A 20,019-nucleotide genomic window follows, 5' to 3' on the forward strand; every position below is an offset into this window, starting at 1 on the left:
GCTTTCGCGTATTTTCCGGGCTCAAGCGTCGGTGTCACTTGTTGGCAAATGTTTATAGCAGGAGTGAGTTGTAGGTCTCGGGTGGCGTAGGCCGGACGGCCTCGGGCGAGGCGAAGAACCCAAACATCAATGCCGCCGTGGTCAGTGCAAAGCCTACCAAAACAATACCGGCCATATTCAGTGTGGAACGTATCATGGGGAAAGCCCTTGTTCGGAATAGGTTGAGTGTTGAAAAGAGGTCAGGATCGAGTTTCCAGTTCCTGCTTTAGCCGCTCGTTTTCCGCCTGCAATTGCGCCAGTTGCTGCCCCAACCTTTTCAGGTGCGGGCGAAGTTCGGCTTCGGTGAAACGCGGCGTGATATGCTGAGGGCAGTTCCAATCCAGCCCTTCGACCCGGATGATGACCGCCCGTTCGGCCGGGGTGTCGGCGCCTTCGAGATACAGGCTGGCTGCAGCTGCCTCGCCTTCCGTAAACTCGACCCGGCCCAAGATCTTCAAGCGACGCTGGTTGGCGTAATCCATCAGGATCATAGCAATCCGGTCATTCCCATCCAGGTTCCCGCGCGAGATGTATTGTTTGTTGCCCGAGAAATCGGCGTACCCGATTGTCCGAGGCCCCAGAACCCTGAGGAAACCGATCGGACCGCCGCGATACTGCACATAAGGCCACCCGGTTTCCGACACGGTAGACTGATAAAACCCGTCTCGAGCCTCGATAAATGCTTTTTCGGCCGGGCCAATTTCATGGCCCTGCTGCGGGCCGCCTTCGATGAACTTGGAATACGTCTTGGCGGACCCCATACGTTCCTGATGCGCACGTACAGCAGGGGTGAAGGTCAGTTCCGAAAAGGCGCGAGGCATGGTATGTCCTTTCAAAGTCCCAGATCAGACAGGCCGGGATGGTCATCAGGGCGGGGGCCTTGCGGCCAGAAAAACAGTCGCTCGGTTTCGGTGATGGGAAGGTCGTTCAGTGATGCATGACGCTCGGCCATGCGGCCGTCTTCTGCAAAACGCCAATTCTCATTCCCGTAGGACCGGAACCATTGACCGCTGTCGTCCCGCCATTCGTAAGCATAGCGCACGGCAATGCGATCTCCGGCATAGGCCCACAGTTCCTTGATCAACCGATACTCCAACTCTTTGTTCCACTTGCGGGTCAGAAAGGCGTGAATGTCGGCATGACCGCTCAGGAACTCGGCCCTGTTTCGCCATTGGCTGTCGTCGGTGTAGGCGGGGGTCACTACATCAGCATCGCGGCTGTTCCAGGCGTTCTCGGCCAGGCGTACTTTTTGCGTGGCAGTTTCCAACGTGAACGGAGGGAGAGGAGGGCGGGTCATGCGTAGGTCTTTCAGGTCAGTGTGGCCGCCATCAAAGCGATAGTCAGCAAAAGGGGGACGTATTGTGCAGGGAAGGGTCTGACGCGGCGTCTCATGGGGGCGCTCCAATGTTTACTGATCGGTACATCTTGTCTGGAAGGTGTACTGATCGGTAACCTTTTTCAAGTATCATTTCGAAAATTCCTCGGACATTTTTGGGTTGAGGAATTTTGCGAAATAAAAACAGTTACTTGCGGGATCATGTTGCGACCGTTCATGCTACGCACTATGTACCGATCAGTACATGAAGGAGCCGAATCATGCGCCCGAACAAACGTGACGAGCTTGTCAGCAAGGCTTTGGAGGTCTTCTACCGGGATGGGTTCCACGCGACCGGAATGGACAAACTGGTCGTCGAGACGGGCGTGTCCAAAACGTCGATGTACAAGCATTTTCGCACCAAAGAGGACCTGATCCTTGCGGCACTACGGCTGCGGGATGAGAACTTTCGTACGTGGTTCATGCGCCGGGTGTCCGAGCTTGCCGATACGCCAGCCGATCAGTTGGTCGCCAGTTTTGATGCGCTGGGCGAATGGTTTGAAGAAGACGGCTTTCGTGGATGTATGTTCATCAAAGCGGGTGCTGAGTTTCAGGAAAAGTCTCACCCGATCCACCTTCAGGCGGCCGAGCACAAACGCCTGATCCTCATTTTTTACACCGATCTGGCGCGTCAGGCCGGTGCGCGAAACCCCGAAGCCTTGGGGTGTCAGTTACTGTTGCTGAAAGAGGGGGCAATCGTCACGGCCGTTCTGGTCAAAAGCTGCGATCCGGCCAAAGACGCCAAAGCAGCTGCACGCGTCTTGCTGGATTCGGCACTTAGTTGACGCGATGACAACGTGCCAGAGTGGCGCGGTAGGCAAAAAAGACGTTGCGTAGCAATCCTGTGCGCGGGTTGGTTTGAAGGGTCTCCAAAGCTACCCTGATCAAAACCAGACACGGGAGAAACCAACATGTCGCTATTCACGTCGACCGCAAAATGGGTCACCGAAGAGCACCAGATGTTTGCTGAAATGGCCAACCGGTTCATGGACGATGAGCTTGTGCCGAACATTGAGCGCTGGAACCAGAATGGTGTGGTCGATCGCGATTTCTGGAACAAAGCCGGAGAAATGGGCCTGATGGCTGGCGCGATCCCTGAGGATTTTGGCGGTGTGGGCGGCGGCATCGGGTTTGACGCGGTCACGCTGTACGAGCAATCCGCGCGTGGTGATGCGGGCTGGGGCTTTGGCATTCAGTCGATCGTTGTCCATTACCTGACCGCCTACGGCAGCGAGGATCAAAAGCAAAAATGGTTGCCGCGTCTGGCGTCCGGCGAAATGGTCGGCGCCTTGGCGATGACCGAACCCGGAACCGGGTCGGACGTGCAGTCTATTCGTACGACGGCGGAAAAGGACGGGAACTCATATCGCTTGAATGGGTCCAAGATCTTTATCACCAACGGTCAGACAGCGGACTTGATCCTTGTGGCCGCCAAAACGGACAAAACCCAGGGGTCCAAGGGCGTGTCGCTGATCGCAGTCGAAACCGAAGGGGCCGAGGGGTTCCGGCGGGGCCGCAATCTCAAAAAACTCGGCATGAAGGCCAATGATACGGCCGAGCTGTTCTTTGAGGACGTCAAAGTGCCCATGACCAACCTGATCGGTCCGGAAGAGGGGCAGGGCTTTTATCAGATGATGAAGCAGCTGCCCTGGGAACGCCTGACGATTGGCATCATGGCGCTGGGCGCAATTGATTTCGCGATTGCCGAGACCGTTCGATACACACAGGAACGCAAGGCCTTTGGCCAACGTGTCATGGATTTCCAGAATACGCGTTTCAAACTGGCCGAGTGCAAGACCAAAGCTGAAGTTCTGCGCAGCTTCGTCAACGACTGTGTTGCGCAGCTTGAAGATGGGACGCTGGATGCCGCGAAGGCCTCGATGGTCAAATACTGGGGGTCCGAGGTGCAGAATGAAATTATGCATGAGTGTCTGCAACTGTTTGGCGGCTATGGCTTCATGATGGAGTATCCGATCGCCCGCCTTTATGCCGATGCGCGTGTCCAGATGATCTATGGTGGCACCAACGAGATCATGAAGGAGCTCATCGCGCGTTCGTTGGACACGTAACACCGCGTGGGCTCCCGCCCGTCGTCAACGTTTTTGAAAAACGTCTCCTTCCGTTGGGCCGGGCAGTTTCATATGGGTCGGGGAAGAACCTCAGGCAGTGCTCAATTGGTCCTGCAGCCAAGTCCGAAAGGATTTCAGCGGCTCAGACGCCGGTTTTGATTGCGGCCAGACAAGATAAAACTGCCCCAGACTGACGCGGGGTCCGTCCCAGGCGGGGACCAGCCGCCCGGTTTTAAGGTCTTGCTGGATCAGGTAGCTGGGCAGCAGCGCTGCGCCCAGCCCGTGGATTGTGGCCTGGACCATTGTCGAGAACTGATCGAACAACATGCCACGCATTCCCGAGGCATCGCGTCCCTGTTCCGCGAACCATCGCTCCCACGCATCCGGTCTGGTTTCCAGATGCAGCAGAGGGGCCGTCATCAGCCAGTCCAGCCCCTCATCCTGTTGGGGCAGCAATTCTGGCGCGCAGACCGGTAGCACCTCTTCTCGCATAATCGGCATGTAGTGCACCCCGGGCCAGTCCTTCTGACCAAAGTGGATGGCGGCATCAAAATGTTCGGTCTGGAAGTCGAAGGGTTTGAGGCATGTGCTCAGATTCACGGTCACTTCGGGGTGGTGACGGGCAAAGTCCTGCAGGCGTGGGGCCAGCCAATGCATACCAAAGGCGGGCAGGATCGACAGGTTCAATGACCCGCCGGTCGGGTTCGCCTTCAGCTTCAGCGATGCCTGCGCGAGTTGGTTCAAAGCAGTTCGCGCCACCTCGACATAGTCCTTCGCGGCGGGCGTCAGATGCAGCCGCATCTGATTGCGCTGGATCAGCGCGACGCCCAACTGTTCCTCCATGGACTTGAGCTGACGGCTGATTGCGCTTTGGGTCAGTGACAACTCTTCAGCGGCAGCCGAGGCGCTGCCCAGGCGGTCGACCGCCTCTAATGCCAGCAGAGAGGGGATCGAGGGCAGAAACCGGCGGGGTCCAATCATATGACTAATCCTCATACCTTTTGTATGGAATATCACTGGCATTTGTCCCGCGCCAGCCCGATACAGAGGCACGGGCCACAGCGTGGATTTGGATCAATGGCACAAGTTACCAGCACCAAGGATTTTCAGCGCGCAGAGCGGCTGCAAGGCATCGAGTTGTCCGAGATCGCTCGTATCTCGGAACACGCGGCGCGTCTTCGCGCGCAAGGCATTGATGTGATCGCGCTCAGCACCGGTGAGCCTGATTTTCCTTCGCCCGAACATGTGGTCGAGGCCGCGAACAGGGCCGCTATCGAAGGTCAGACCCGTTATCCCGCAACGGCAGGAACCCCAGCTTTGCGCGCGGCAATCGCGGCAGAGGTGGGTCTGCAAACGGAAAACATCATCGTGTCGACAGGGGCCAAGCAGGTCTTGTCCGGCGCAATGATGGCTACACTTAACCCCGGCGACGAGGTAATCGCCGTCGCGCCGTTCTGGACAAGCTATGCGGATATGGTCAGGCTGGCTGGCGGCATTCCCACCATCCTCAGCTGCCCGGCAGAACAGGGCTTCAAGCTAAGCCCGGACCAGTTAGAAGCCGCGATCACCCCGCGCACTCGTTGGCTGTTGTTGAACACGCCCTCCAACCCTACTGGTGCTGTGTATTCCAAAATGGAACTGCAGGCGCTGGGGGATGTGTTGAAAAATCACCCGCAGGTATGGGTGATTTCAGATGAAATCTATCAACACCTTTCGTACGTGCCCTTCACGCCATTTGTGCAGGCGGTTCCCGCACTGGCGGATCGCACGCTGACAGTGAATGGTGTGTCCAAGGCCTATTCCATGACGGGCTGGCGTATTGGCTGGGGTATTGGGCCGGCACCCTTGATCAAAGCGATGATTGCTGTTCAGGGGCAAATCACATCGGGCGCGTGCTCGATTGCTCAGGCTGCGGCGTTGGAGGCGATCACAGGTCCACAGGACTTGCTGTCCGAGCGGCGCAACGCAATGCGCGCGCGCCGGGATTTGGTCGTGGACGGGCTGAACCGGGCCGGGCTGGAATGCACTGTGCCGGAGGGCGCGTTCTACGTCTTTCCCAAAACGCCGGCAAAAATGCCCGTGGACCACGAATTCTGCCGTTATCTGCTGGACGAAGCAGGGGTCGCCTTGGTGCCTGGGCGTGCCTTTGGAATGCCGGGACATATGCGGCTTTCTTTTGCCTATGCGACGGAAAGCCTGCAAGAAGGGGTGCGCCGTCTCGCGGACGCCACCGCAAAACTGTAATCCTAAGAAGACCGGAAAACCAAATGGATCGCGCTCAGATCGTTCACGAAAACTTCCTGACCCGGGTCGCCAATCGCGACTTTCCGAATGGTGCGGGTCCACGCTTGGGGCTGAGCAACACTGATGCGGTGTCGTTGTACCGGTCACAGGTCCTCAGCCGCGCTTTGGACCGCACCAGCCGTGAAATGCAGAAGGCGGGGCAGGGGTTCTATACCATCGGCTCGTCGGGGCACGAAGGTATGGCCGCGGTTGCCCATGCGTTGCGCCCAACGGATATTGCTTTTCTTCATTACCGGGATGCGGCTTTCCAGATCGCGCGGGCCGAGCAGGTGCCGGGACAGCAGATCGCTTGGGACATGCTGCTGAGCTTTGCGTGCTCGAAAGAGGATCCCACATCAGGCGGACGGCACAAGGTGCTGGGGTCCAAGGCGCTGACGATCCCGCCGCAGACCTCGACCATCGCCAGCCATCTGCCCAAGGCAGTGGGCGCGGCCTATGCGCTGGGTGCGGCCCGGCGGCACGATCCGGAGCACCGCGAGTTGCCCGAGGACGGGATCGCGATGTGCTCCTTCGGGGATGCCTCGGCCAACCATTCCACGGCGCAGGGCGCGGTCAACACGGCCGGGTGGACCAGTGTGCAATCGACACCGCTGCCGCTGTTGTTCGTGTGCGAGGACAACGGGATCGGCATCTCGGTCAAAACCCCGAAAGGCTGGATACAAGCGTCGATGGAGCATCGCCCGGGGATAAAGTACTTTCAGGCCAACGGTTTGGATATCTACGAAACCTTTTCGGTCGCGCAGGAGGCCGCAGAATACGTCCGGAACCGCCGCAAACCGGCCTTCCTGCATCTAAAAACCGTGCGCCTCTATGGCCACGCCGGTGCGGATGTGCCGACCACCTATATGTCGAAGTCTGAGGTCGAGGCGGATGAGGCCAATGATCCCTTGCTGCACTCTGTGCGTCTGCTGGACCAGGCAGGGGCATTGACGCCGGATCAGGCCTTGAAAATCTATCAGGACACCTGTGATCGCACGGACCGGATTGCCGCCGAAGCCGCCACACGCCCCCATCTGGCCAATGCGTCCGAAGTTATGGCCAGCCTGATCCCGCCCAAACGGACCTGCAAACCCACCAATGGCCCAAGCGCCGAGGCGCGTGCCAAGGTGTTTGGCAGCGATATGCGCGCGATGGAGGACCCCCAGCCCATGAGCCGCCTGATCAACTGGGCGCTCACCGATCTGATGCTCGAGCATGGTGAGATCGTGTGTATGGGCGAAGACGTCGGTCGCAAAGGCGGCGTCTATGGCGTGACGCAGAAACTGCAGCAACGATTTGGCCAGGATCGCGTGATCGACACTTTGCTGGACGAACAATCCATTCTGGGGCTGGCGATTGGAATGGGACACAATGGTTTCGTTCCGATCCCCGAAATCCAGTTCCTCGCCTATCTGCACAATGCCGAGGATCAGATCCGGGGCGAGGCTGCAACCCTGCCGTTTTTCTCGAACGGGCAGTTCACCAACCCGATGGTTCTGCGGATTGCCGGGCTTGGATACCAGAAGGGGTTTGGCGGGCATTTCCACAATGACAACTCGCTGGCTGTTCTGCGCGACATTCCCGGCGTGATCATTGCCTGCCCCTCGACCGGTTCGGACGCGGCGCAGATGCTGCGTGAATGCGTGAGATTGGCGCGGGAAGAGCAGCGGGTGGTTGTATTCCTGGAACCGATCGCCCTGTACCCGATGCGCGATTTGCACCAGCCGCAGGACGCAGGTTGGATGACCACCTATCCCTCGGCGGATCAGCGGATTGGGCTTGGCGAGGTTGGCGTGCATGGTGACGGCACCGATCTGGCCATCGTCACCTATGGCAACGGTCATTACCTTTCGAAACAGGCCTTGCCCGAGTTGGAGGCCGCCGGGGTAAAGACGCGTATCATCGACATGCGCTGGCTGGCTCCCTTACCGGTCGAAGCGCTGCGCGAGGCGACCAAACCCTGCGCGAAGGTCCTGATTGTTGACGAATGCCGGCGCACAGGCAGCCAGTCCGAGGCGTTGATGGCGTTATTCATTGAAGAGACGCCCACCACTCCAATCGCGCGCGTCGTGGCCGAGGATTGTTTCATCGCAACCGGCCCGGCCTATGCGGCCCCGCTGCCATCGAAAGACGGGATTGTCGCGGCTGCATTGAAGCTGACCGGAGGCCGCTCATGACCCGCAAAGCCGTTGTTATCTGCCCGGGGCGGGGAACCTATAACAAGCCCGAGCTTGGCTACCTGCATCGCCATCACGCACAACGCATGGACCTGTTTCAAAGCTTCGACGCCATCCGCGCCGAGGCCGGGCAAGAGGCTGTCACCGCCTTGGATGGGGCTGCGCGATTTACGGTGTCCAAGTACTCGAAGGGCGACGTTGCCTCACCCCTGATCTACACGGCGTCCTTGGCGGATGCGCAAGCGTTGGCCGAGGATATCGAGGTTGTCGCGGTCACCGGCAACTCGATGGGCTGGTACATTGCTCTGGCCGCGGCTGGCGCGCTGTCCGCCGAAGACGGGTTCCGCGTTGTGAACACGATGGGCACGTTGATGCAGGATCACTTGATCGGTGGCCAGTTGGTGTATCCGTTTGTCGGTGACAATTGGGCGAACGATGCTGCCCGCAAGGCTGAACTGTTGGCTGATGTCGCACGTATCAATGCCATCGAGGGTCACGATCTGGCGCTGTCCATCGATCTGGGCGGTATGTTGGTTCTGGCTGGCAACGAAGAAGGGCTTAAGACCTTCGAGGCATCGCAGCCCGTCGTGCAGGATCGATTCCCCATGAGGCTGCCGAACCACGCGGCGTTTCACACGTCCTTGCAGGCCCCGGTCGCCGCAGAGGGGCGGGCGCGGCTGGGTGCAGAGCTGTTCGGGCAGCCACAACACCCTCTGATCGATGGTCGCGGCAAGATCTGGTGGCCCGGGGCGACGGATACGCAGGCGCTCTGGGACTATACGCTGGGCCATCAGGTGACCGAGCCTTACGACTTCACCCGCGCGATCCAGACCGCTGCGCATGAATTCGCGCCCGATCTGTTCATCGTAACTGGCCCAGGTGCAAAGCTGGGCGGCGCGGTGGCACAATCGCTGGTTCTGGCGGATTGGCGCGGGATGGGCGACAAGGCTGCGTTCCAGGCGAAACAAGACGCGCAACCTTTCTTGATCGCCATGGGCCGCGAAGATCATAGGGCGCTTGCAACTGGCTGACGGTGCCCTGATGATCCGCGCAATTTCAAGGAGTCTTGTGTGAGCGACCACGACCAGTCCCTCTGGCTGAACACATGCCGCGAGCATGTCGAGCCCAGCGTTCCGACCAGCGACCTAACCGTCGATCTGGCGGTGATCGGCGGCGGCTATACCGGATGTTCGGCGGCCTTGTCGGCGGCGCGCTCCGGGGCTTCGGTCTGTCTGTTGGAGGCAGAAGAGATCGGACACGGTGGTTCTGGCCGTAATGTCGGGCTGGCAAACGCCGGCCTGTGGTTGCCGCCCGCCGACATCCGTGGGCATTTGGGTGATGCCGCCGGAGACCGCCTGATTGATCTGTTAGCGGCCGCCCCGGCTGAGGTGTTCGACCTCATCAATCGGCACGGGATCGACTGCGAACCTGTGCGCAACGGCACCTTGCACTGCGCGCATTCTGCGGCGGGCCTTCGCGATCTGCAGGCCCGTCACGCCCAACTGACCGCAGCCGGAGCGCCCGTTGAACTGCTGTCAGCGGAACAGACCGGTCAACGCACCGGCAGCGCGGCCTTTCACGGTGCCCTGTTTGATCCGCGGGCGGGAACGATTCAGCCTTTGGCGTACGTATGTGGACTTGCGCGCGCGGCAGCAGAAGCGGGGGCGTCGATCCATACGCAAAACCCGGTGCGGTCGATGCAGTATGAAGATGGCGTTTGGCTGCTGACCACCGCAAAAGGCGCGGTGCGTGCAAAGTCGGTGATACAAGCCACCAACGCCTATCATCGTGACATGGCGGCCTCTGCCCCGGCCTACGTGCCGGTTTACTACTTTCAGTACGCGACTGCTCCGTTGTCCGACAACTTGCGCGCCAGCGTTTTGCCGGGGGGCGAAGGCTGCTGGGATACCGGGCTAATCATGACCTCATTCCGCATGGATCAAGAGGGGCGGTTTATCATCGGTGCCATGGGGGATCTGGATCAGGCAGGAGGGACGATCCACAAAAGTTGGGTCCAGCGCAAACTGGCGCAGCTTTATCCGCAACTGGCTGATCAGAACTTGATCGAAGGGTGGCATGGCCGCATCGCCATGACGTCGGATCATATCCCGAAAATCACGCAGATTGGTCCCAACGCCCTGTCCGTTCACGGCTATTCAGGGCGCGGGATCGGGCCCGGTACGGTTTTCGGTCGCCTTGTGGCCGAAAGCCTGTTGCAGAATGACCCGAGCCTGTTGCCGGTTCCTGCGGTCGCGGACTATCGGGAAAACTGGATGGGCCTGCGCCGCGCGTATCTCGAAACCGGCGCGGCGCTGACCCATTTTGTCAAAGCGCGGTTCTGAGGTCAGACCGCGCGAGTGATGCCGCCATCGACTCGGATATTCTGCCCGGTGATATAGCCGCCGCCTTCTGATGCCAGCATGGCCACGACCGATGCGATCTCGTCATAGCTGCGCCCATACCGACCCAGCGGGATACGCGACCGGAATTCCTCTTTCTCGGGCAGGCTGTCGATAAAGCCCGGCAAGACGTTGTTCATGCGAATATTGTCTGCTGCGTATTGGTCCGAGAACAGCTTGGTAAAGGCAGCAAGGCCAGCGCGGAACACACCCGACGTGGGGAACACCGGATCAGGCTCGAACGCGGCGAAGGTCGAGATGTTGATGATCGATCCGCCGCCTTGCGCCTGCATGATCGGGGTCACCAGCCGTGTCGGCCGGACGGCGTTCATGAAGTAAACATCCATGCCGGTGTGCCAGTCCTCATCCGTAAGTTCCAGAACCGGAGCACGTGGCCCGTGGCCCGCCGAGTTGACCAGCACGTCGACGCGCCCCCAATGGGTCATCGCCGCGTCGACCAGTTTTTGCAGATCGTCCGTTGACTGGTTCGACCCGGTGACACCAACGCCGCCAAGCTCGTGCGCCAGAGCTTCGCCCTTGCCGGACGATGATAGAATGCCAACCTTGAACCCGTCAGCGGCCAGTCTCCGGGCGGAATCCGCGCCCATACCGCTGCCGCCTGCCGTAATCAGCGCTACTTTGGTCATGTGAAGTCTCCATGTTTTGGTGAATCCAAGATGGGCTTTGGGCGTTTGATTGACCAATCAGTTCTGCTGGTCGTATGCTGTAGAAAAACTACAGGATTATGTGATGGCGGCTCTTCCCCCGCTGAACGCATTACGAGCGTTCGAAGCCTCGGCACGGCATCTGAATTTCCGGCTGGCGGCCGAGGAATTGAGCGTCACGCAAGGGGCCGTTGCCCAGCAGGTGCGCGGGCTTGAGGCGCGGTTGGGTGTGCCGCTATTTGACCGCCTGCCGCGTGGCCTTGCACTGACCGAGGCGGGGCGGCGATTTCACTCTCCTTTGCGCAAGGCATTTCGCCTGATTGAAGGTGCCGTTGAAGACCTGTCGGGCGAAAGCCAGATAACCATTTCCGTAACACCCAGCTTTGCCTCGAAGTGGTTGGTGCCCCGCCTTCCTGACTTTACCCAAAGCCACCCCGAGATTGCCGTCCAGGTCGATGCGCGCGAGCGTTTGGCTGACTTTCAAAGCGATGGTGTGGACATAGCCGTGCGGCAAGGGCGGGGCCCGTTCGGGTCGGGGGTGACCGCGGTGCCATTGTTTTCCACCGGATTCGTCCCGGTCTGCAGCCCTGAAACCGCGGCGCGCATCACCAGGCCCGCTGATTTGGCACAGCACATTCTGCTAAACGACACCCATGGATTGTGGCCGTTGTTTCTTCAAAGGGCCAGGGTTTCGGGCAAACCAAAGATGATGAGCTTTAGCCAAAGCAGCCTCGCCATCGACGCGGCAGTGTCAGGGCAGGGCGTGGCCCTGGCGAATGAGCCATTGGTTTCCGCCTTGTTGGATGCGGGGCAACTGGTGCGCCCGATCCCGGACGAGCTGGTTGAAGATCTTGGGTTTTACATCGTCACACCCAAGCAACCGCGCCAACCAGTGCTGGTGGCGCTGATGAAAGACTGGTTGTTGTCGCAGGCTTGAGGCCTGCGCAACTTATTTCGCAGTCACTGAAATTCTCATCTCACCTTAGGAATGGAATTGCCGCCCGCAACGCGTTAGGTGACTGTGAGGCAACAGGAGGTGCGCGATGGGGATCCGCTTTTTCTCGGACAAGAACCGGCCGGTCCATATGGGCTCTTATCCGCTGGAGCGCTTGGCGCGGCAAAGCGCCATGCCGGATTTGTCTGGTGTGAAGCCGATGCCAAAGCTCGACTTTCACCGCCCTGATCGGCCCGAAAGCATCGTCAATGCGATGGGTGAGTTTCAGGCAATGATGGACACAATCCGGGATGGATTTGTAAACCCGGTTCTGTCCGAGATCCCGGTCGACCCGGCGGAGCGGGCGAACCACCTTAAGGCCTTTGGCTACTTCAACGACGCGTCGATGATGGGCTGCGGGCCATTGCCCGCTGCGGCGATGCTGTCCGAGCCTCGGCGCAACCCAGATATTGAACGTCTGGCGCACGCGCTGAAGACTCGGCAGACCAAGACGCTGGCGTCCGGCATCGACCTGATCATGGCCGATCTGAAGGAAAGCATGGAGGCCGCGCCCAGGCCCATGACGTCGCATCGCCATGTCGTTGTTTTTCTGTACGAATACAACCGCGACCCGACCCCGGATGAGCCCGGAGCGGATTGGATCTTGGATGCGCAGGATCATCGCGCCTGCCTGCTGGCCACCGAGAACGCGGTGGTGATTGCGAATTACATCCGGCTTTTGGGGTTTGATGCACGTGCGCATACGGCCATGTCATCCGAGGTGGATCTGGGCAAACTTGCAGTGGCGGCTGGGTTGGCCTCGGTCGAAGGGGGCGATGTTGTCGCGCCATGGCTGGGGAAGCGGTTTGGTTTGGCGGCGGTCACGACCGAAATGGAGATTGCGCATGATCAACCCTTGCAACCCATGGCGCAACAGCCTTGGTTCCGCACGCAAGGTCCTGCGTGGTGGATGGGCAAAGGCTTTGCCAAAAACGCCCTGAACCGCGATCCCTATGCAAAGCGTGGCTATGCGGACGGGGCGCACCCGTTCGAACGGCTCAAGCGCGTCGACGATCCGACCACTTACATCGACGAAGAGAACGTGGCCCGGGTGCCAAAACGCGCGGATATGTTCGCGCGCGCCCAATTCGGCGACATGGGCAAACCACTGCAAGACGCGGCCAAAGGGGGGCACTATGTCCGGAAATCCGCGCCAAGCTTCGCGCAACGTCGTTTGCTGGGTGCGTTTGTTCTGTTGCAAGACGGGGCCAGCGCGGGCGATCCGCACCAGACGGACGCCGCACGGAACGCTGCGAACATCAAGGCCGCGTCCTACTTTCTGGGCGTCGATGCCGTGGGCCTCAGCCGCTGTCCGGAATGGGCGTGGTATTCTCACGATGCGACCGGAGAAGAGATCGATCCGCCACATGATCAAGCCATTAGCATGATCATCGACCAGGGCTATGAGACGATGGAGGGCGCAAGCGGGGACGACTGGATAAGCGTCGCTCAGTCCATGCGCGCCTACCTTCGGTTTTCCCTGCTGGGCGGCGTGATCGCGCAGCAGATCCGAAACCTCGGCTACAAGGCGCGAGCGCACACGGTTATGGATGGCGAGGTATTGCAGCCACCCCTTTTGCTGCTTTCGGGACTGGGCGAGGTCAGCCGGATCGGTGAGGTCATCCTGAACCCCTATCTCGGCCCGCGCTTAAAATCTGGTGCGGTCACAACTGACATGCCGATGGCGCACGACAAGCCGATTGATTTCGGCCTGCAAACGTTCTGCGAAAGCTGCAACAAATGCGCGCGGGAATGCCCGTCCGGGGCGATCACCGCCGGGCCTAAGCTGATGTTCAACGGCTATGAAATCTGGAAATCCGACAGCCAGAAATGCGCAACATACCGGGTCACCACACCGGGCGGCGCGATGTGCGGACGATGCATGAAAACCTGCCCGTGGAACCTCGAAGGTATCTTCAAGGAACGCCCTTTCCGTTGGGCGGCGATGAACATTCCGCAAGCCGCCCCAGCGCTGGCCAAACTGGATGATGCCGTGGGGAATGGCGGCCTGAATGACACCAAGAAGTGGTGGTGGGACATTGAGCTGCAGCCGGATGGGGCCTATTACCCCAGCCAGCATCCTTTGAACCGGCGCGATCTGCAAACCGATCTGGACTTGAAGTACGAAGACCAGACGCTGGCCGTTTATCCTGCCTATCTGGCCCCGCACCCATGGCCCTATCCCTTTGCGATGGATCGCGAGGCCGGGATTGCGGCTTATCAGGCGATGGTCACTGCGGACGAATACAAGGCCCGCAAAGCGGCCGGGGATTTGTCTGTCATCCATCGCTACACCATCGCGGGCGACGCTCCTGTGATGCGCGTTGCGTTGACCAAGGTCGACAAAATGACTGCGGATGTGACCAAGTACGAGTTTTCCGCGCTCAATGGCGCGCCGTTGCCGGACTGGACAGCCGGTGCGCATCTGGACGTTCTGGTCGCGCCCGAGTTCCTGCGGCAGTACTCTATGTCTGGCGATCCCTCTGATAGTTCTATTTATCAGATCGGTGTCCTGCGCGAGGATGAAGGGCGCGGAGGGTCAGCTTTGCTGCATCGAATTTTCAACGAGGGGCGCAAAGTCTTCATTTCGAAACCAATCAACCATTTCGAACTGGACGAGCGTGCGACGAAGACCTTCTTGATGGGTGGCGGCATCGGCATCACGCCGATGATCGCCTTTGCGCATCGACTGCACAGCTTGGGAAAACCGTTTGCGTTGCATTACTCCGCCAGCACGCGGGGCAGCGCCGGGTATCTGGATGATCTGGCGACAATGCCTTGGGCCGATTGCGTTCACTACCATTTCTCGGACGAGGGCACGCGCGCTGATCTGGATGGGATTTTGGCAGGCTATCAGGAGGGTTGGCACGTATACACCTGCGGGCCGGACCGCTATATGGACGGCGTCATCCAGGCGGCGGAGCGGCAGGGATTCCCCGAAGAGGCGCGGCGTCTTGAGTATTTCTCGGTTCCGGAACAGCCCGAATACGATAACCATCCCTTCACTCTGAGGCTGGCAAAAACCGGCCGGGACCTGACCGTGCCAGCGGACAAAGACGCAGCGCAGGTTTTGAACGAAGCCGGAATTCACGTGGACGTAAAATGCGCAGATGGCATTTGCGGCGTCTGCAAATGCGCTGTGATTTCGGGTGAGATCGAGCATCGTGATTTTGTTCTTTCGAACAAACAACGTGAAGGAGCAATCATCCTATGTCAAAGTCGTGCAGCCGAGCCAGATGGCGTGATCGAACTCGACCTCTGATCCGAGGTCTGAAAACGACTTCGTGAAACATCAAAATTGGTCGTTCCAGCCATGGACGCCGGGTGGCGGCTGCACTAACGTCCACTCCGAACCCCAGTGAATCCTGATCAACAGGTGCGAGGTATTTTCATGGATTATCACAGCCCCGCCAGTTTTGCCGAGGCATCGGCCCTGGCTGCGAACGCAACGGGCATCACACGTTTTCTGGCAGGCGGCACAGATGTTCTGGTGCAGCTGCGGTCGGAGCTGGTGACGCCGGATACGCTGATCGACATCAAGAAAATCGACGGCGTCAGCGACATCACCCGCAACGCCGACGGCAGCTGGACGCTGGGCGTTGCCGCCACCGGCGCCGAGATGAGCGAGCATTCCGAACTGAGCCGCGACTGGCCCGGAGTGGTTGAGGCAATGGACCTGATCGGCTCGACCCAGGTGCAGGGTCGTGCAACGCTGACTGGCAACCTTTGCAACGGCTCTCCGGCTGCGGATTCGGTTCCGGCAATGGTTGCGGCAGGCGTGACCGTTACGGTGACCGGACCGGAAGGCACTCGCGAAGTTGCGGTTGAAGATATCCCGACCGGCCCCGGCAAAACGTCGCTGGGCAAGGGTGAGCTGATCTCGGCCGTCAACATCCCCGCGCGTGGCGAGAACGGGGGCGACGCGTATCTGCGCTTTATCCCGCGCACCGAGATGGACATTGCCGTTGTCGGTGTTGGTGTGAACCTGCGTCTGGACGGAGACACCGTCACCGAGGCGCGCGTATCTCTGGGCGCAGTGGCTCCGACCGTTCTGCTGGTCGAAGACTGCGCCAAGGCCATTATCGGCAGCACGTTGGACGAGGCTGCGCTGGATGCGCTGGCCGCCGCGGCATCCGCCGCTTGCAACCCGATCGACGACAAACGCGGCACGATCGCATTCCGCACCGAGGTCGCTGGCGTTCTGGCCAAGCGCGCCGCGAAAATTGCCTATGCCCGTGCCAAGGGAGAAGACGTATGAGCAAACTCCACGTATCCACCACCGTGAATGGTGACGCGGTCGAATATCTTTGCGACTCGCGCGAAACCCTGTTGGATTGTCTGCGCGACAAGCTGAACCTGACCGGCGCGAAAGAGGGCTGCGGCACCGGTGACTGCGGCGCGTGCTCGGTCTCGGTCGACGGTCGTTTGGTTTGCTCTTGCCTGATGCTGGGCGTTGAGGCGGATGGCAAAAGCATCGAAACCGTCGAAGGTATTGCAGACGGCGACGTTCTGCACCCGCTGCAGAAGAAGTTCATCGAACATGCCGCCCTTCAATGCGGTATCTGCACCCCGGGCATCCTGGTGGCGGCCAAGTCGCTGCTGGAGAAAAACCCCAACCCGACCGAAGAGGAAACCCGGTATTGGCTGGCAGGCAACCTCTGCCGCTGCACCGGTTATGACAAGATCATTCGTGCCGTGATGGAAACGGCGGAAGAGCTGCGGGAGGCTTCGTAATGGCACTCGACGATCGTAAATCGGAATTCACCTTTGTTGGTACACGCCCGAACCGCCCGGATGGTTTGGACAAGGTCACGGGCCGCGCCAAGTTTGGGGCAGATATGTCGGCCCCCGGTATGCTGCACGGCGCTGTGCTGCGCTCACCCCACGCACACGCGCGGATCGTGAAGATCGACACCTCGAAAGCCGAAGTGCACAAGGACGTCAAAGCCGTCGTCACCCGCGCGGATTTCTCGGATCAGGTCGAGTTCAAGCCGGGTCTGGAGGGCGAGTTCTGGAATGTTCTGGAAAACGTCATGGCTGGCGAAAAGGCTCTGTATGATGGCCACGCGGTTGCAGCAGTTGCAGCGACATCGGCCTTGGCGGCGCGCGATGTGCTAAAGCTGATCGAGGTCGAATACGAAGTGCTGCCGCATGTCACCGATGTGGACAAGGCGATGGCCTCAGACGCTCCGGTTATTCGCGAAGGCGCGGCGGATTACTCGGTGCCCGCGGGTATGCACCCGAACGTCGTCCGCTATCACGAAAGCGGTCACGGTGATGTTGAGGCCGGTTTTGCCGAGGCTGACCTAGTGATCGAAGACAGCTTTGTCACCGAAGCCACCCACCAGGGTTACATCGAACCGCACGCATGCCTTGGCATGCTGGGCAATGACGGCAAGGGTGAGCTGTGGTGCACCACGCAAGGGCACTGGATCGCGCAAAAAACCTGTGCCGCGCTTTTGGGCATTGAGACCTCGCAACTGCGCGTGACCGCGTCGGAAATCGGTGGCGGTTTCGGTGGTAAGACCACGGTGTTTATCGAACCCGTCGCACTGGCGCTGAGCCGCAAGGCCAACCGCCCGGTCAAGATCGTGATGTCCCGGTCCGAGGTATTCCGCGCCACCGGCCCGACTGCTTCGGCCTCGATGGACATCAAGATCGGAATGAAGAAGGACGGCACCATCTCGGCAGCCCAAGGCGTTTTCCGCCTGCAGGGTGGGGCCTTCCCCGGCGCGCCGGGCGATATGACCGCCATGTGTGCCTTTGCGCCCTATAACCTGACGAACGTCAAGCAGATCGGTTATGACGTCATGTCGAACCGCCCGAAACAGGCCGCATACCGCGCGCCGGGCGCGCCGATGGGCGCATTCGCGGTTGAATCGGTGATCGACGAGCTGTGCAAGAAACTGGGCCTCGATCCGGTCGACGTACGCCTGAAAAACGCCGCGCATGAAGGCACCAAGGCCAGCTATGGCCCGCGGTATGAACGGATTGGTCTGGTCGAAACCCTCGAGGCTGCCAAGGCGCACCCGCATTACTCAGCCCCTCTCAAACCGGGGCAGGGGCGCGGCATTTCCTGCGGGTTCTGGTTCAACCACGGCGGTGAGACCTCGGTATCGCTGTCGCTGTCCGAGGATGGCTCGGTCCAGCTGATGGTTGGTACACCGGATATCGGCGGTTCGCGCGCGTCTATGGCGCTGATGGCGGCCGAGGTGCTGGGCATCCCGTATGAGAACATCCGTGTGACCATCGCTGATACCGCCACGCTTGGGTATAACGACGTCAGCCACGGTTCGCGCGTGACCTATGCCTCTGGTCTTGCGACCATCAAGGCGGCCAAGCATGCGGTCGAAAAGCTGTGTGAACGTGCGGCGGCCAAGTGGGGCATCCCGGTGGACGCGGTGAAATGGGAAAGCGGCTGCGCGGTGCCTTCGGGCCCCAACGCAGGAGATTTTGATCCCATGCCGCTGGGTGAAATCACGGCAGACATGGGGTCGACCGGTGGTCCGATCTCGGGCCATTTCGAGGCGACGCCAGAAGGTGCGGGCGTGTCCTTTGGGACCCATATTGTCGACGCCGAGGTCGATCCCGAAACCGGCAAGACCAGCATCACCCGCTACACGGTCATTCAGGACGCCGGGAAGGCGATCCACCCGACCTATGTGGAAGGCCAGTATCAGGGCGGGGCCGCGCAAGGCATCGGCTGGGCGTTGAACGAGGAATACATCTATGGCGATGATGGTCGCCTGCAGAACTCGATCTTCCTCGACTACCGCATCCCGGTCGCCAGTGACCTGCCGATGATCGACACCTTGATCGTCGAAGTCCCTAATCCCGGCCATCCCTTTGGCGTACGTGGTGTAGGCGAGACGGGCATCGTGCCACCCCTTGCTGCCATCGCCAACGCGGTTTCCCACGCGGCGGGTGTGCGGATGCGCCAACTGCCCATGTCGCCGCCGCGCATTCTGGCCGCGCTCAAGGAAAATGGTTGAGGTTCACCTCTGGTCTGGCCTCCGGTCTTTGACCGGTGGCCAGCAAGTGGTTGAGGTCGAAGCCGAAACCACCGGCGATCTGCTGCGTGCGCTGGTGCGCGCGCACCCGCAGTTGCAAGGCCCGATAGATGCAGGCGTGTCGATTGCTATTGATGGCCGTGTCATCGCGACCGGCCTGACCGAACCGATCCCGGAAGGCAGCGAAGTCTACCTGATGCAGCGTCTGAGAGGCGGTTAGGTTTTGGGCGACCAAGGCTCGCGCCCGACCATACGGTCGGCTTCGGCAGTGATGTCGTTCATGTGATTTTCAAGGCTTTGGCGCAGGACCTCGATCTGTTCCTCAGTTGCCTTGCGCGGAACGGTTTCCGTCCATTCCCGGCAGAGGAATACACCTTCGTTCCGCCAGGGGCGCGGCATCAACAGGCGGTCCCAGGTTCCGGCCTCGTGCCCGTGCTTGGCCGAGTAGGTGATGCCGAAAACCCGCTTGCCGGATGTACGCGCCCAGATCAACGGTACGGTGGACGATACGCGCTCCGGTCCGCGGGGACCATCTGCGGCGATCCCGATCGAGATCCCCTGCTTCATCTTGCCCAAAACCTCGCGCGACAATGCCACGTGCCGCTTGTGGCTGGACATCGCGATCGTATCCATACCGAACAGCTTTTGAACACGGCCCACCATGCTGCCAGCGCGAGCAGCGGATGTGATCGAACAGATGGGCGCCTTGTCCAAGGGAAAGAAGTAGGGAGATTGAGCCAGACGCTGGTGCCACAACACCACAATGACTGGCTCGCCACTTTCCGCCAACTGGTCCAATTCCTCGTAGCCGATGCGTTGCCAGCGCGTGTTGCGATTGACCCATCGGATGTAGCTGGCAATGCGCCGTGCGGCCCAGTTCAGCAGGGCTTCGCTGTCAGCAATCTTTTTGCGGATACTCACGGATCGGGTCCCTTATTCTGGCCAAACCGTGTCTTATAGAACTCAACGCAGTGCGCAACTTGTTTGTGGAGCGGATTAGTAAGCGGG

General features: G+C 60.1%; 18 protein-coding genes. 12 read left to right on the top strand and 6 right to left on the bottom strand.

The genetic code is table 11. From position 1 onward, the window contains the following. Window positions 1–52 precede the first annotated feature (52 nt). From GOV53_RS17440 to GOV53_RS17450, 3 genes are read right to left on the bottom strand one after another with little or no spacing between them, the layout of a single operon-like run. Window positions 53–196, bottom strand: coding sequence for a hypothetical protein (locus tag GOV53_RS17440; RefSeq protein WP_170468723.1), 144 nt, complete (start codon window positions 194–196; stop codon window positions 53–55). Window positions 197–239: 43 nt separating this feature from the next. After that, a complete protein-coding gene (locus GOV53_RS17445; RefSeq protein WP_170468725.1) occupies window positions 240–860 on the bottom strand; it encodes a pyridoxamine 5'-phosphate oxidase family protein in 621 nt (206 codons plus the stop codon). 11 nt (window positions 861–871) lie between these two features. Further along, window positions 872–1,336: a DUF1348 family protein gene (locus GOV53_RS17450; RefSeq protein WP_170468727.1), complete on the bottom strand. Its 465-nt coding sequence runs from the start codon at window positions 1,334–1,336 to the stop codon at window positions 872–874. A gap of 299 nt (window positions 1,337–1,635) precedes the next feature. Here GOV53_RS17450 and GOV53_RS17455 point away from each other — a divergent pair, with 299 nt between their 5' ends. Continuing rightward, entirely contained in the window at window positions 1,636–2,199 is a 564-nt protein-coding gene (locus GOV53_RS17455; RefSeq protein WP_170468729.1) for a TetR/AcrR family transcriptional regulator, read from the top strand. Between the two features lie 126 nt (window positions 2,200–2,325). Beyond that, a complete protein-coding gene (locus tag GOV53_RS17460) occupies window positions 2,326–3,483 on the top strand; it encodes an acyl-CoA dehydrogenase family protein (RefSeq protein ID WP_170468731.1) in 1,158 nt (385 codons plus the stop codon). Between the two features lie 90 nt (window positions 3,484–3,573). On the opposite strand, the gene GOV53_RS17465 is transcribed toward GOV53_RS17460, so the two are convergent. Further along, window positions 3,574–4,464: a LysR substrate-binding domain-containing protein gene (locus GOV53_RS17465; RefSeq protein WP_170468733.1), complete on the bottom strand. Its 891-nt coding sequence runs from the start codon at window positions 4,462–4,464 to the stop codon at window positions 3,574–3,576. A 96-nt stretch (window positions 4,465–4,560) separates the two neighbouring features. Between GOV53_RS17465 and GOV53_RS17470 the strand changes: the two genes are divergently transcribed. Genes GOV53_RS17470 through GOV53_RS17485 form a run of 4 tightly spaced genes read left to right on the top strand, consistent with a single transcriptional unit; the run spans window position 4,561 to window position 10,285 of the window. Further along, window positions 4,561–5,727 carry a pyridoxal phosphate-dependent aminotransferase gene (locus GOV53_RS17470; RefSeq protein WP_170468734.1) on the top strand — a complete coding sequence of 389 codons (1,167 nt, stop codon included), beginning with the start codon at window positions 4,561–4,563 and terminating at the stop codon, window positions 5,725–5,727. A 23-nt stretch (window positions 5,728–5,750) separates the two neighbouring features. Then, complete coding sequence (locus tag GOV53_RS17475) at window positions 5,751–7,943, top strand: dehydrogenase E1 component subunit alpha/beta (protein WP_170468736.1); 2,193 nt, start codon at window positions 5,751–5,753, stop codon at window positions 7,941–7,943. Then, complete coding sequence (locus GOV53_RS17480) at window positions 7,940–8,974, top strand: ACP S-malonyltransferase (RefSeq protein WP_170468738.1); 1,035 nt, start codon at window positions 7,940–7,942, stop codon at window positions 8,972–8,974. The genes GOV53_RS17475 and GOV53_RS17480 overlap by 4 nt, the downstream gene beginning before the upstream one ends. Window positions 8,975–9,013: 39 nt before the next feature. Further along, a complete protein-coding gene (locus GOV53_RS17485; protein ID WP_170468740.1) occupies window positions 9,014–10,285 on the top strand; it encodes an NAD(P)/FAD-dependent oxidoreductase in 1,272 nt (423 codons plus the stop codon). A 2-nt stretch (window positions 10,286–10,287) separates the two neighbouring features. Here the strand turns inward: GOV53_RS17485 and GOV53_RS17490 are convergent, their stop codons facing one another. Next, entirely contained in the window at window positions 10,288–10,989 is a 702-nt protein-coding gene (locus GOV53_RS17490; RefSeq protein WP_170468742.1) for an SDR family oxidoreductase, read from the bottom strand. 103 nt (window positions 10,990–11,092) lie between these two features. Here GOV53_RS17490 and GOV53_RS17495 point away from each other — a divergent pair, with 103 nt between their 5' ends. The 6 genes from GOV53_RS17495 (at window position 11,093) to GOV53_RS17520 (ending at window position 19,231) form a co-directional block, all read left to right on the top strand. Further along, entirely contained in the window at window positions 11,093–11,944 is an 852-nt protein-coding gene (locus GOV53_RS17495; RefSeq protein WP_170468744.1) for a LysR substrate-binding domain-containing protein, read from the top strand. A gap of 106 nt (window positions 11,945–12,050) precedes the next feature. Continuing rightward, window positions 12,051–15,263, top strand: a complete 3,213-nt coding sequence (locus tag GOV53_RS17500) for a reductive dehalogenase (protein ID WP_170468746.1) — start codon at window positions 12,051–12,053, stop codon at window positions 15,261–15,263. A gap of 129 nt (window positions 15,264–15,392) precedes the next feature. After that, window positions 15,393–16,259, top strand: coding sequence for an FAD binding domain-containing protein (locus GOV53_RS17505; protein WP_170468748.1), 867 nt, complete (start codon window positions 15,393–15,395; stop codon window positions 16,257–16,259). Next, on the top strand, window positions 16,256–16,735 hold the full coding sequence (locus GOV53_RS17510; protein WP_170468750.1) for a (2Fe-2S)-binding protein: 480 nt from the start codon (window positions 16,256–16,258) through the stop codon (window positions 16,733–16,735). The genes GOV53_RS17505 and GOV53_RS17510 overlap by 4 nt, the downstream gene beginning before the upstream one ends. Further along, window positions 16,735–18,993 (top strand): xanthine dehydrogenase family protein molybdopterin-binding subunit, encoded by a 2,259-nt coding sequence (locus tag GOV53_RS17515; protein WP_170468752.1) that lies wholly within the window; start codon window positions 16,735–16,737, stop codon window positions 18,991–18,993. Before GOV53_RS17510 ends, GOV53_RS17515 begins: the two co-directional genes overlap by 1 nt. Beyond that, a complete protein-coding gene (locus GOV53_RS17520) occupies window positions 18,986–19,231 on the top strand; it encodes a MoaD/ThiS family protein (protein ID WP_170427318.1) in 246 nt (81 codons plus the stop codon). Before GOV53_RS17515 ends, GOV53_RS17520 begins: the two co-directional genes overlap by 8 nt. Here the strand turns inward: GOV53_RS17520 and GOV53_RS17525 are convergent. Continuing rightward, window positions 19,228–19,932: a lysophospholipid acyltransferase family protein gene (locus GOV53_RS17525; protein WP_170468754.1), complete on the bottom strand. Its 705-nt coding sequence runs from the start codon at window positions 19,930–19,932 to the stop codon at window positions 19,228–19,230. The two genes, GOV53_RS17520 and GOV53_RS17525, sit on opposite strands and share 4 nt — an antisense overlap. Between the last annotated feature and the right edge of the window lie 87 nt (window positions 19,933–20,019).

It is taken from the genome of Ruegeria arenilitoris, from assembly GCF_013035315.1.
Taxonomy (GTDB): domain Bacteria; phylum Pseudomonadota; class Alphaproteobacteria; order Rhodobacterales; family Rhodobacteraceae; genus Ruegeria; species Ruegeria arenilitoris_D.